The organism is Nocardia sp. CC227C, from assembly GCF_030767025.1.
Lineage (GTDB): Bacteria > Actinomycetota > Actinomycetes > Mycobacteriales > Mycobacteriaceae > Nocardia.
This window is the reverse complement of record NZ_JASITE010000007.1, coordinates 250,692-263,810: the sequence shown is the minus strand read 5'-3', so window position 1 is coordinate 263,810 and position 13,119 is coordinate 250,692. Positions and strand designations below refer to the sequence as shown.

The following is a 13,119-nucleotide window of genomic DNA, read 5'->3' as shown; positions in this document are numbered from 1 at the left end:
AGTACCCGACACCCGCTTCGAGACCCCTTCGAAGATCGATCGAGGTTCAGGCCAGGTGCAACATGCGCGCGGTCGCGATGAGACTCGTGCGACTCGACGCGCCGAGCAGCTCCCGTACCCGGGTAACGTCGCGGCGAATCGTCTTGACGCTCACATTCAGCCGGACGGACAGTTCCTCGTCGGTGTCGCCGTCGATGACGCCGCGCAGCACACGCAGCCGACGGGATGCGGGCCGACACCCGACGCCATCCGGTGCGAGACCGTCGCAGTGGGTGCGGACCACCACGCCCTCCAGATCGTGGTGGAGCACGCCGAGACGTCCGTCGTCGATCACGATGCCGCGGACGTCGCTGGCGGGGTGTACGACCATCGCGATGTCGCGCTCCCGCAGCCACTGCTGCAGCTCGGCGTTCTCCGCCGCCGAGACGAAGGCCCGGGACCAGACGCTCGTCACCGGAAGCCCCTTCAGCTGTGCGTATTCGACAATGGTCCGCACCGCCTGCGCCGAACCCAGCAGCGGCCGGGCGTGGTACACCGTGAGATTGCGCTGGGCCATGGTGACCGCGGTTTCGGTCAGCGCCGTGAAACAGTCGATGCTGACCGCGATGTGCTGGGTGGCCGACTGCAACGCGGCGTGCTGGAGTGCGTGCGCGACGGTTTCGGGTGCGACCAAGCCCGCCAGGTCGACCTCGGGAATCTCGTCCGCCATGGCCAGCAGCGCCAGCCGCCCCAGGGCCAGCAGCGGACTCGTGGCCCGGACCGCGCCGGCCGTATCGCGGGAGTCGTCCACCAGACGGTGGAATCGCAGGTAGTCCAGTGCCTTGTCGACATCGCGATCCGGCCGCCCGATCGAGGGCGAGATCGCGGTGAGGGGCACGCGGCGCTCGTCACGGACGAACCGGTAGACGAGGCCGACGGCCGCACCACCGACGGGGGTCGCGGAGGTCATACCGCAGGAAGCCTAGTGTTCATCGCGGTCCGTGACCACTCCCGGACATGAGGTAGCCCACCACTTGCCATTCACCTCCACATACTTCCGTTCAGAAGTGAATCCGTGTCTGCATGTGGCCGAAACAACATCCTCCGGTTGCGGGGCCATGCCGAATCCGGCCAGTCTTGACCACATTCGAGGGGATTTCCAGATCAGCGTCGATACGGGGGATTCCAGATACTTACCTGGAGGTTTTGCGTGAAGCTGCTCGAGGGAGGACTGACCGCGGAGCCCACCGGCTTGGCGGTGCGATTGCTGGGCCCGGTGCGACTCGGGGCCGGACGAGCCGAGGCGACACTCTCGCCCAAGGTTCGCCAAGTGTTAGCTGTTCTGGCATTGCGACCCGGGACGGTGGTCACGCACGACACGCTGATCGCCGAACTCTGGGCAGAGGACCCGCCACGCAGCGCCACCACCACCATGCAGACCTACATCTACCAGCTGCGCCAGGCCATCGACGGCCTCGACGGCCGGGAGTGCGGCGGGCGGGTGCTCAGAACGGACTCACCCGGATACTCGCTGTGCGAGGACATCGTCGATATCGACCTCGCCCGCTTCCGCGCCCTGGCCGCCAAGGCCAGGGCGCATCTGTACGACGACCCGGAGATCACCGTCTCGCTGACCCGCCGGGCACTCGGCCTCGTGCACGGCGACCCGATGATGGATGTCGCCCTCGGTCAGGTGCTCACCGCGAGCGCGGTCCGGCTCGCCGAGGAGATCATGGCCGCACAGCAGCTCGCCATCGAAGCCCAGATGCGGTTGGCCCGGTACAGCGAGGTCATCGTCGAACTGCACGAGCTGTGCGGCCGGTATCCGCTGCGGGAGTGGTTCCACTACCAGCTGATGGACGCGCTGGCCCGCACCGGGCGGCGGGTGGAGGCGCTCGAGGTCTACGCCGAACTGCAGCGGCAACTGCGCGGCGAACTCGGGATCGACCCGTCGCAGTCGTTCCAGCGCCTGCACATGCAGATCCTCAGCGGCGCGGACGACGATCCCGGGCTGCCGGGCTCACGACCGGCCTGACCGCGCTCAGTCCCGATCGCGCTGGGCGGGCAGGGCCGCGGCGACGAGCGCGACCACGATCATGACGGCCGCGATGGCGTAGAAGGCGCGGTTGTAGGCGTCGAGCAGCACGTCCGGGGCACCGCCGTGCGCACCGGCCACGGTGATCAAGGCGGCCAGGCCGAGCGCACCGCCGACCTGTTTGGCGGTATTCATCACGCCCGAGGCCGCTCCCGCGTCGGCGGTGGGCACGCCGGCCGTCACCGCCGTGGTGATCGGGGTGTTGAGCAGGCCGCTGCCGACGCTGAAAACAATGGCGGGACCGAGTATTCCGAGCACATAGCCGCTGTCGACGGTGAGCTGCGCCTGCCACCAGAATCCGACCGCGGCGAGCAACGAGCCCACCATGATCAGGACTCGCCCGTCCGCACGCCGCATCAGCCACGGTGTCGCACGCGCGCCCACCAGGATGGCGACCACGGTGTGCGGCAGGAAGGCCAATCCGGTCAGCAGCGGACTGTATCCGAGCACGTTCTGCATCGACAGGGTGAGGAAGAACCACATCGGATTCAGACAGGCTCCGGCCAGCAGCATGGCCACGTTACCCACCGAGACCGAGCGAATAGTGAACAGGCGCAACGGAATCAGCGGCGACACCGCCACCCGCGCCTCCACGGCCACGAACGCGATGAGCAGACCTGCCCCCGCTCCGATACCGGCGATCGTCGCCGGCGAGTCCCACCCCGACTTCGCCGCCTCGGCGACACCGAAGGCGAGCGCGCCCAAACCGGCCGTGGCCAGCACCGCGCCCACCACGTCCAGTCGCGGCCGCGCCTCGCTCGGGCGGTCGGCGGCCACAGTGCGGGCGGTGAGCGCCACCGCCACCACCCCGATGGGCACATTGATCAGCAGTGTCGACCGCCACGACAGGAACTCGGTGAGCACGCCGCCCACCAGATTGCCCGCGGTGCCGCCCGCGATGCCCACGGCCGTCCAGGTCGCCAGTGCCCGGGTGCGGGCAGGTCCTTCGGGGAAGGTCGCGGTCAGAATGGTCAGGGTCGCGGGAGCCAGCACCGCCGCGCCCAAACCCTGGACCGCGCGCGCCACCACCAGCAGTGCGGCCGAACCGGCGAGGCCGCCCGCCAGACTCGCCCCGGCGAACAGCACCAGGCCGGTGAGGAAGATCCGGCGGCGTCCGAACAGATCCGCCAGCCGACCGCCCAGCAGCAGGAAGCCCGCGAAGGTCAGGGCGTAGGCATTGACCACCCATTGCAGTCCGGTCTCGTCGAAGCCGAGCGCGTCCCGGATCGACGGCAGCGCCACATTCACCACCGAGATGTCCAGCACCACCATGAACTGGGCGGCGCAGGCCACCGCCAGCACGACTTTCGCCGCACCGCTGGACTTCTCGACTACACGATCCGCCTGGACATCAGGTCGAGCCATCCCCGCCTCCTGGCTTATACGCTTGTATCATATACACTTGTATCATACCGCCTCCGACAGCGAAAGGACCGGCCGTGCCCCGGACCCCCGACCACGCGACACGACGCGCCGAGATCGCCGAAGCGCTGGTCCGCGTCGCGAGCCGCGACGGGCTGCATGCGGTGACGATGCGATCGGTCGCGGCCGAGGCGCAGGTGTCCCTGCGCCTGGTGCAGTACTACTTCCAGAACAAGGAGCAGTTACTCATCGGCGCGCTCCAACATCTGGAACAGCGCAGCCACCGCCGCTGGGCGCGGCGACTGGCCGACCTCCCCGACCCCCCGCCGCCGCGCGCCGTCATCGAGGCGTTCCTACTCGAAGCGCTGCCCACCGATGCGCCCAGCCGGGTCTTCCACCTGGTCGGCACCTCCTACGCGGTACTCGCCATGACCGACCCCCTACTCGCCGCACAGCCCTTCATCAGCGGTGTCGACCGGCTCGAACAACAGCTCGCCGCCGCGCTCGCCGATGCGCGGACCGCGGGCGAATTGGCGGAGCACGTCGACGTCATGATCGAGGCGACCCGATTGGTCACACTCACCAACGGCTTGGGCACCAGCATCCTGGTCGGTCAGCGCAGCGTGGACAACGCCGTCGCGGTGGTGCGCTACCACCTCGAGCAGCTGTTCACCACCGCGAGCGCACCCCGAACAGCGGCCCGGTGACCACACCGGCGGACCCCGACCGCTACCTCGTCCGGGTCGCCGACAACCGCTGCATATCGACCGCGCACGCGAGCGGGATCCGGACGAGCAGCATTGTCAGCCACCTCGGCGGTCTCGTCGTGCCCGCCGTCGATCGATACCTGGCGAATCGAGGCCGAACCGCATTCGCGCTCAGCCGCATCGGTTTCGACTTCCTCGGCGACTGCCCCTGGACGAATGCGACATAGCCGTCGAATCGACTCGCACCGGCCATTTCCAGGTGCTCGGACCGATTGGATAAATACGACCGGTCAGTATCGAATTCGATCTCGGTTTCGATATTCTCGCATCGTGCGGTACGCGCGATCGACCACCGCGGGAACCGAAATGCTATGGCAATTGCTCGCATTTCACGGAGATGAAGCCGACCTTTCGGTGCGGTTAACGGCGTCGCGGCCTACGCGCAGGCAGTACGCGGCGCCCACCGCACGACAAGCGGGAAACTGGTCGGATGCCGGTCGGCGCGCGGCGATGTTGCTCATGGCCCGTTAGCCCTGCACGCGGCGAATTCACCCGCTAATATCAAACGGCGGTATCTAAATACGCTGCGGTCGAACATATTTGGCGTGCCGGTGCAGGATGTCGAGTTGAGCCTTGCGCTGGTTCCCCGACCGCATGAAGCAAGGAGTTCACCGTGGCGAGGTCTTATCGACACTCGAACCTGGCAGTACTCACGCTCCTTGTCTCACGGCGCGGGCGGAGCGCGTCGACGGCGGTTTCGCTACCCACCCTATCGACTATCCGTGCAGTTGCACCTGAGGAGATGCTCTTGCCGACGCAATCCCATCCGCACCACCTCGGCCTCCGTGGGCACGACAGCGACGGCGGTGTGCGCCCGTGAGGCTGTACTCGTCGGAATTCGCGGCCGATCCCGGTGCCGCATACCAGGATCTGCGGTACCGCTACGGAGCGCTGGCACCCGTCGAGGTCGCCCCCGGGGTGCCCGTCACACTGGTGACCGGGTACCGGGCGGCCCTGGACGTACTCACCGACCCGTCCCGATTCCCGGCCGACCCACGCCAGTGGCAGCAACGCGTCACCGGCGACTGCCCCGCCCTGCCGATGCTGCAATGGCGGCCCGACGCGATGCGCAGCGCGGGCACCGACCACACTCGGTACCGGCGCGCCGTCACCGACTGTCTCGACCGCGTGGATCCGTTCGCACTATCCATGACGGTCGAGCACGCCGCCGCTCGGCTGATCGACGGATTCTGCGAATCCGGTTCCGCGGATCTGCTGAGCCGCTTCGCGATTCCACTCACCGTCCAAGCGTTCAACCGCGTACTCGGACTCGCACCGGCGGCGGCCCAGGCCGCGTTCGAGGCCATCGGCCTGATGCGGGAGGACAACGACGCGGCCTCGGTGGAGCACGGCGATCGGATGCTGCTGGCGGCCATGCGGGAGACCGTATCCGCCAAGCGCGCCGCCCCCGCCGGCGATGTGGCGACCTGGCTGTTGAACCACCCTGCCGGACTGGACGATACCGAGGTGGCCTACCAGCTGGCCATGTTGTACGCGACCGGGTGCGAACCGACCTGGAACCTCATCGCCAACACCCTGCTGCTGCTGATGACCGACGACCGCTTCGGCGAGGAACTACTCGCGGGTGCGCTCACCGCCCGCGACGCCATCGACGAGGTGCTCTTCGCCGACCCGCCGCTGGCCAACGCCTGCCCGCGCTTCCCGCGGCAGATGCAGATCGTCGGTGAGGCGATTCTGCCCGAACACCAGCCGGTGCTGGTCAGCCTGGCCGCGGGCAACAGCGACCCCGCCGTATCCGGCGACCGCACCGGCAACCGTTCCCACCTGGCGTGGGGTGCGGGCCCACATCAGTGCCCGGCGCGCGCGCTGGCCATGGTCATCGTCCAGGAGGCGCTGGACCAGCTGCTCGACGCGCTCCCGGATATCGAACTCGCGGTGCCGCTGGAAGAGGTGCACTGGCGGGCGAGCGCATTCCACCGCGCACCCGCCTCCGTCCCGGCCCGGTTCCCACCCTCTCCCCCACTGTCCTACGTCCACACGTCGCCGTCGTTGCCCCACCTCTAGGGGACGGTGCGCATCAGGAGACGGTGTGCTCTGTGGCACGGTGCGATCCCGGGCGGGGTGCGCTCCCGGGCACATTGCGCTCCCGGGCAGGGTGCGCACAGCATGGGTTCCGCACACCGAGTTCCACGATCCGGCCGGGTGCGATCGGTCGCTTCGCCCGGCGCGAGCGGCCGATCCCCCGGCCACCGCGCGATTAGAGTGGCGACCGTGGGGCTGGTATTCGATACGCGCGCGTCGGATTCGCCGTGGATCACCACGGTCTGGACCTGCCGCAGCGAGCGGGTGGCCGAGATGACGTCGGTGGCGACCGGCACCTGGGGACTGGTGTTCTGGGTGGAACGGGGCCGCACGCACGTCGGCGTCACCGGCGCGGAAACCCGTACGGGCACCGCGCCGGTGCCCGAGGACGCCGATTTCGTCGGCATCGAGTTCGCGGTCGGCACCTCGCTGCGGTCGGTGGCCGCCACCGCATTGCTCGACAGCGGTATCGCCCTGCCGGACGTCTCCCCGCGCGGCTTCTGGCTGGACGGCGGCCGGTGGGAGATACCGCATCCCGACGATGCCGAGGCACTGGCGCAACGGCTGGTCCGCGACGGTGTCGTGATGCACGACCGGTTGGTCGCGGAGGCGGTGCGCGGATATCGCCCCGCTGTCAGCGACCGGACGCTGGAGCGGCGGTTCCGGGCGGCGACCGGGCTCACCCGGGGTGCGGTACGGCAGATCGAGCGGGTGCGCACCGCCGCCACATTGCTCGCCTCGGGCGTACCCGATGCCGAAGTCGTTGCCGCACTGGGGTATTACGACGAGCCACATCTCGCGCGGGCGCTGCGCCGATACGTCGGGCGCACCGCGGGCCAACTCCGCGCGGGCGAGGGCGGGGCGATCGCGCTCGACCTCGCTCAGCGCACGACGCTGTAGACGAGTTTGGTCACCCCATTGGCGTAGGCCGCGGAATCCTCCAGGCGCAACTGCTGCTTGTCCCGATCGGCCCTGCTGAACAAGCTCTTGCCCGCGCCCAGCAGCACCGGGAAGACGAGCAGGTTGTACCGGTCGATCAGGTCGGCCTCCGCCAGCCGCCGCACCAGTTCGGCGCTGCCGTGGATGAAGATCGCACCGCCTTCGCCGCGTTTGAGTTCCGCGACATCCGCGGTGGAGCGCAGGATGGTGGTCGGACCCCAATCATCGACAAGGTCGCCGTCGGTGAGGCCGGTGGATACGACGTACTTGGGCAGCTCCTTGTACGCGGCGTGGTCCTCGGACTTCGGCCAGATCGGCGCGAAGACCTCGTAGCTGTGGCGGCCGAACATCAGCGCCGTGGTGTCGGCGAGCTCTTCTCCCTTGAGCGAGTACGCCTCCGGGACGAACTCGGTCTCGAACACCCAACCACCACTGCGATGTCCCTCGGCCTTGCCGCCGGGCGAATCGACCACGCCGTCGAGCGTCATGAAGCCGGTGTAGACCAGTTCTCGTGTCAAGGAACCCTCCAGAAGTTCGAACGGCCGAAGTGCCGATGGTCATGGTAGAGCGGCAATCCACCACGGTCTTGGACAAAACCGACATCAATGACCGTCGGGGCGACGCGGCGGCAGCCGGGCCCGGCCGGCGAAGGTGTACTGCGGCGCCTCGGGCTTCGTCGACCGAGGCGCCGCGGTCGACGTTCGCCGACCCATCGGGCGGGTACTGACGCCCCCTTCGCGTCAGTTCCCACCGGTCCTGCTCGCAGGGTGTCGGTTCTGGTGGATGCCACCACGACCAGATCCGCGAGAGTCTGTACCGCACACTAAGTCCCGCCGCCACCGGGTCTCGATCGCTTTCCTGCCCATTCGTGGTCGTTTTCTGCCCGCCGCACCCCGTCTCGGGGCTCGAAGGGGGCTCGGGAAGTCAGGTAGTGTGGTGCCCGATTTGTGGCTAGCTGCGGGTGTGTGAACGGGGCGGTTCGTATGGGTGGTGCGGAGTTTCAGACTGAGGACTTCGCGTCCGACGAAACAGATCCCGCCGGATCGTGGGACGACTACCTCGAGCAGAGGCAGGGATCGGTAGGGCTGACTTTCCGAGAGAACTTCCGCTCGACCGCCTTCGCCCAGCGGCTCGGCTCCATGCAGCTGGTCAGATTCTCCACCACCCCGCTCGACTACCGGCGCAGTCGGCGCCATATCCGCGCCGACGACGATGACCAGAGTTACCGACTCCTCATCCCGCTGGAGGGGAACTTCAGATTCGAGCAAGGAGATTCCAGGGAGATCTTCCGCCCCGGCAAGGTCGGCTTCTTCCGTTGGCACGAACCGCTGTTCATGACACACGAGGGGGATATCACCGCGCTGATCCTGACCGTCGGCAGGGACTCGGTCGAGGAGGCACATGCCGAACGAGCCCCGCTCGCACTGGATGAGACGCGCCCCCTGGTACGCACGCTCGGAGCGCAGACCAGACTGCTCGGCGAGGCCCAGGGGTGGACGGCCGTGGATTGGAGCGTCGCGTACAGCAGTGCGGTCGAAGTGCTCAGGGGGATTATCAATCCGTATCCGGACGCCGCGCTCGGCAAGCGCGCGATCGAGGCCGAACGCGCACGGCGAGTCATCGAACAGCACGCGCGGGACCCCGAGGTGACACCCGCGGCGATCGCCGCAATGCTCGGAATCGGCGAGCGCACGCTGTACAAGGTGCTGAAGAGTGCCGGGTATCCTCCGGCAGCCGCGATACTGCGCGAGGTCCGCGTACACCGCGCACATCGACGCGTGCGTACCGCGCTGCCGTTCGATATGGACACAGTCGCCTTCGAAGAGGGGTTCGCGAGCGCGCGCAGCTTTCGAGAAGCCTATCGCGAGCGCTACGGGCTCACCCCGATCGAGATGCGTGACAAGCTGTTCGGCGACCCCGCTACCGGTATGCGGTAGAGCCGACCTCCGGGAAGCTGGCGCTGTCCCAACCCACGTGCCCCATCCACGTCTCGATGTAGTCGGAGGTGAAGAGGGGTCCCGGTAGTGCGGGAAGCGCGAACGCGGCCACCAGCATCGGTAGATGGTCGGCGATCACACGTAGGTTGCGGGTGAGTTCGGTGGTGATCGCCGCGGCCCGCTGCGGAGTCAGTCGGTGGTTGGCGGTGTACCAGATGCCGTGGGCGTGGATGCGTCCGAGGGCGTAGGCGGCCGCCGCGGCGACGGCGAGTTTGCGGGCGGTGGGATCGGCGGTGGTGAACGCCGCGGTCGCCAGGGCGGTGGCGGCGAGGCGTTCGGCCGTCGCGGTGGCCAGCTCGATGGCGGCCGCATCGGGGCCGAGGATGTCACCGGCCGTTTCGTGGCTGCCGACGCTCAGGGCATCGGCGATGGTGCGTTCGCGGTCGGCGAGCATCGCGATGTACCAGGGCATCTGCGTTGGTGTGCCCGGCAACTGCAGTGCGGTGAGGGTGTGCCCCTGTCTGCCCGCGGTGATCTGCATGATCTGGTTCTCGCCTTCGGCGGTGCGGATCGCGGCGAGGTTTCCGATCCAGTCGACGAGATGGTTGATGCGCAGCGCGCCCTGGGCGGCGGCGCGATCACGGCACATCATGAGAACGTCGTTGGCGGTATCGGACAGCAGCGGTTTGGCGAGCATCGACCAGAGTGCGTGCTCCTTGGCGGTGACGTTGGCGTCCGCGCGCAGGTCGCGCAGACGACGCCCGAGCACACTGGTCGCGTACACAGCGGCGAGCCCGGTGGCGAGATCACGTTGCACCGCGTCGCGGTCGGCCATCAGGGTGCCCGAGCCGGGACGACGTTGGCGGCTGTAGTTCACCAGACCTGCCAACCCGGCACGGGCGCTGGCGATCGCGGCATTGGCGAGGTCGAGTCGTCCGTTGCCGAGAACGCTGATCGCCCGATGGAAGCGGCTACGGGGCGGCAGATCGCACGTGAAGTTCCCGTCGGCGTCGATGTGTGCCCAATCCCCACCCAGCAGGGCTTCGCGGGGTAGCCACACCCGGTCGAACCGGATCAGGGCGTGGTCCATGGGCGCGGAGTCCTTGTCGGGTAGTCGCACCACGTGCACGCCCTCGGCCAGCCCCTCGGACGTGCGGAGCTCGAGCAGGAAGGGCAGCACGCCTTGATCTCGGCCGTCGACGACCAGCCGTGCGGTGATCACCACCGTTTTCGGTACCGCCGGATCGGCGACATTGGGCATGAACTTGATCGCCGCGGCGGCCGGGGTGGTGAGCCGGAACCCTCCGGTGGCCGGTTCCCAAGTGGCGGTGGTGCGGTGGTCGGCGCCGTTGGTACCGCCGAGTTCGGTCAGTACCAGCACCCCCAGCGTCGCCGCGGTGTCCAACTCGGCCAGACACCGCTGCTGGTAACGAGATCCATTGCCGAGCGCGAGAATCGCACCGATCGCGAGGTCGAAGTGGCCGGTCAGCACCAGCAGCAGCCTGGGCGCGGCGATCTGCGCCCAGTCGCAGAGCGCGCCGCGCAGTTGGGCGTCCGCCGCGATCTCGCGGGCCGGGTGCCCCAGCCCGGCGATGACCGCTCGCAGCAGGGCCGGGGCGCGTTCGGCTTCCTGGGTGAAGGTGAGGCCGGAGGAGGGCAGATCGGCCAGCCCGACGACAATGTCGCGGACCCGGGTGTGCAGCGCGACGTGCTTGCCGAAGATCACCGCCTGCAACGCCTCGACGGTCGTGGCGGGGTCGGTGCGCCGCAGCGGCGGCTCGGCGAAGACTCCGTCTACCGGGAAATCTGTCGTTGTCATGGCACTCACCTATCCTGCGATTCCGCACGTGCCGTTCCGATTCTGTCGGGTTGCACGTACGGTTCCTACTTTCCGGACCGACCACGGTCGGCCGGCCCGGCACTGCTGTGTCGAAAACGATTCTGTGTGTTGTTATCTCAGCTGCGTGGTCGTCACCGGGTGTGCATACGCGGCGATGGGGGGAATACGGCTGGCAGCGCGGCGAGCGCGCGGTGGAAGGGACCCGGCCGCCACTCGAGTTGGTCGGCGGGAACGGCGAGGGCGAGCTCGGGCAGGGCGTCGAGGAGTTGGTCGATGGCGTCGCGGGCGATCAGTTGCGAGACGGAGCGCGCATGGGACGGACAGGCATGCGGGCCGGTGCCCCAGGCCAGATGCCAACCGTTGCCAGCATACTCGCCGGTATTGACCTCGGGGCTGTTGTTGCAGGCCGCCATGCTGGTGATGACCGGCTGGTCCACCGGCAGCCACACATTGTCGACGATGATCGGCTGCCGCGGATACGTGAGGCAGTAGTTGGCCAACGGCGGGTCGGTGGTGAGGATCTCGTCGAGCACCGACTGCGTCGACGGCGGGAATCCGTTGACGGCGGAGAATCTCTGGGCGTCGGAGAGGATCAGCAGCAGGCTGTTGGCGATCAGGTTCTGTGGAATCTCGATCCCTGCGGAGTAACAGGTGACGAGTTGGTGGATCATCTCGATATCGGTCAACCGCGCCGGGTGCTGGACGAGACGAGTCGCGATGTCGTCGCCCGGCTCGCGGCGTTTGAGCTGGGTGAGCTCCAGCAGAGCCGCATCGAGCATGGCGTTGACCGTCGCGGTGTCGACGCCCTCGAACAGCGCCGCACTCGCCGCGGCGACCTGCTCTCCGATTTCCGGTGGGCAGCCGATGATCTCGTTGAGCACCGAGAACACCAGCGGCAGGCAGTACTGGGACAGCAGGTCCGCGGAACCGTCGACGCAGAAGCCGTTGATGATCTCCACCGCGTGTCTTTCCACCTGAGCGCGCAGTCCGTGCAGGTTGACCCCGGCCAGCGCGGCGTTGGTCGCTTCGCGGTAGCGCGTGTGGTTGACGGTGTTGCCGTTGGTGCGCAGCGCGTTCGGACGCCATTCGATCATCGGCATGATCGGCAGGTTGGCCGGCACGGTCTTCTGCCACGGCCGCGGATCAGCGGAGAAGTGCTCTGGATCGTGGAGGATGCGGACCGCGGTGTGATAGCCGATCACCAGGGTGGCCGATATCCCGGGCCAGATTTCGACCGGCACCAAAGTGCCGTATCGCGAACGCATCTCGCGGTAGGTGGCATGCGGGTCGGCGGCGAACTCGGGTGTGTAGAGCGGGACCCGAGGTCCGAGCTGCTCGACCGACAGGGTCGGGGTGTCGTCGTGCTCCGTGTGGACGAAGTGCTGCACTGCAGGATTCTCCTGTCGAGGGTGCATGGATGGAAGCGGAAGGTGAGCTATGTGGCCTCTGTGATGCAGGGGAGCTACCGGCGGACCTGCCCCGTGCCCGAAACCGGACGACGAGCGGTCAGCGCTGCCGGGCTCGTGTGCCGATTCGATCTCGCCACAGCGGATTCCTCCCTGCGCAGTGCCGTATCGTGCCGTCGAGATCGAGCGAGCCGCTGGGCCGGATCGACGGCACGGCATACCAGATTCTTTCGACTGCAGCGCATTTCAATAACGACGATTGATATTACCGGTCAGGTCTGCTGCGCGCACCGCCAACGAGCGACTAGCAACACCACCGCGTAGCGCCGCGCATCCGAGCAGCGGTTCCAGAGCCACCGAACCGGTTTGTCCGCCACCTGTGCGCGAGGCACGGCACACTCCAAAAACTGGACGGCCGAGTAGAACACCGCAATGTCCAGGCAATTGACACAGCACGCCGCGCCGTCGACACCGGGCGGCCCGGACCATGACCGACGATGCAGAACGACCGAATGCGTTCGACCGGACTTCCCCGCCGGTGAGTTGGCGCGTTTGCCGGAGATTGGCGCGTTCGGCTCTGGCCGCCCGCCGGGAGCCCCTGCGACAGTGGCAGTCGGTACGCGCGGCACAGCGTCGCGCCGTTGTGATCTTGGAGCGAAATCAGTTGTAGGACATCCTCATCAGCGGTTCACCGTGGCCCGTCGACATGTGATTGGAGATACCGTGCCCCACACCCGAGAGAGCGCCGTCG

The 13,119-nt window shown here is 67.8% G+C and carries 10 protein-coding genes; 5 read left to right on the top strand and 5 right to left on the bottom strand.

What is annotated here, in order from left to right; translation table 11 throughout:
* Positions 1 to 46: 46 nt before the first annotated feature.
* A complete protein-coding gene (locus QMO76_RS16785) occupies positions 47 to 949 on the bottom strand; it encodes a helix-turn-helix transcriptional regulator (protein WP_306362231.1) in 903 nt (300 codons plus the stop codon).
* 240 nt (positions 950 to 1,189) lie between these two features.
* Between QMO76_RS16785 and QMO76_RS16780 the strand changes: the two genes are divergently transcribed.
* The gene (locus QMO76_RS16780) at positions 1,190 to 2,014 is read left to right on the top strand and encodes an AfsR/SARP family transcriptional regulator (protein ID WP_306362230.1); all 825 of its coding nucleotides are present in this window, start codon (positions 1,190 to 1,192) and stop codon (positions 2,012 to 2,014) included.
* Positions 2,015 to 2,020: 6 nt separating this feature from the next.
* Here QMO76_RS16780 and QMO76_RS16775 read toward each other — a convergent pair whose 3' ends face one another.
* Positions 2,021 to 3,439 carry an MFS transporter gene (locus QMO76_RS16775; protein WP_306362229.1) on the bottom strand — a complete coding sequence of 473 codons (1,419 nt, stop codon included), beginning with the start codon at positions 3,437 to 3,439 and terminating at the stop codon, positions 2,021 to 2,023.
* Positions 3,440 to 3,513: 74 nt separating this feature from the next.
* On the opposite strand from QMO76_RS16775, the gene QMO76_RS16770 reads away from it, so the two are divergent.
* From QMO76_RS16770 to QMO76_RS16760, 3 genes are all read left to right on the top strand, one after another.
* On the top strand, positions 3,514 to 4,143 hold the full coding sequence (locus QMO76_RS16770; RefSeq protein WP_306362228.1) for a TetR/AcrR family transcriptional regulator: 630 nt from the start codon (positions 3,514 to 3,516) through the stop codon (positions 4,141 to 4,143).
* Between the two features lie 876 nt (positions 4,144 to 5,019).
* Positions 5,020 to 6,228: a cytochrome P450 gene (locus tag QMO76_RS16765; RefSeq protein WP_306362227.1), complete on the top strand. Its 1,209-nt coding sequence runs from the start codon at positions 5,020 to 5,022 to the stop codon at positions 6,226 to 6,228.
* A gap of 207 nt (positions 6,229 to 6,435) precedes the next feature.
* A complete protein-coding gene (locus tag QMO76_RS16760) occupies positions 6,436 to 7,146 on the top strand; it encodes a helix-turn-helix domain-containing protein (protein WP_306362226.1) in 711 nt (236 codons plus the stop codon).
* On the opposite strand, the gene QMO76_RS16755 is transcribed toward QMO76_RS16760, so the two are convergent.
* Positions 7,128 to 7,703, bottom strand: coding sequence for a dihydrofolate reductase family protein (locus QMO76_RS16755; protein WP_306362225.1), 576 nt, complete (start codon positions 7,701 to 7,703; stop codon positions 7,128 to 7,130). The genes QMO76_RS16760 and QMO76_RS16755 overlap by 19 nt on opposite strands.
* Before the next feature lie 465 nt (positions 7,704 to 8,168).
* Between QMO76_RS16755 and QMO76_RS16750 the strand changes: the two genes are divergently transcribed.
* Positions 8,169 to 9,122: a helix-turn-helix domain-containing protein gene (locus QMO76_RS16750; RefSeq protein WP_306362224.1), complete on the top strand. Its 954-nt coding sequence runs from the start codon at positions 8,169 to 8,171 to the stop codon at positions 9,120 to 9,122.
* On the opposite strand, the gene QMO76_RS16745 is transcribed toward QMO76_RS16750, so the two are convergent.
* Together QMO76_RS16745 and QMO76_RS16740 are read right to left on the bottom strand one after the other, a co-directional pair.
* Positions 9,106 to 10,941 (bottom strand): acyl-CoA dehydrogenase family protein, encoded by a 1,836-nt coding sequence (locus QMO76_RS16745; protein WP_306362223.1) that lies wholly within the window; start codon positions 10,939 to 10,941, stop codon positions 9,106 to 9,108. The two genes, QMO76_RS16750 and QMO76_RS16745, sit on opposite strands and share 17 nt — an antisense overlap.
* Positions 10,942 to 11,093: 152 nt before the next feature.
* Positions 11,094 to 12,350 (bottom strand): cytochrome P450, encoded by a 1,257-nt coding sequence (locus QMO76_RS16740; protein WP_306362222.1) that lies wholly within the window; start codon positions 12,348 to 12,350, stop codon positions 11,094 to 11,096.
* Between the last annotated feature and the right edge of the window lie 769 nt (positions 12,351 to 13,119).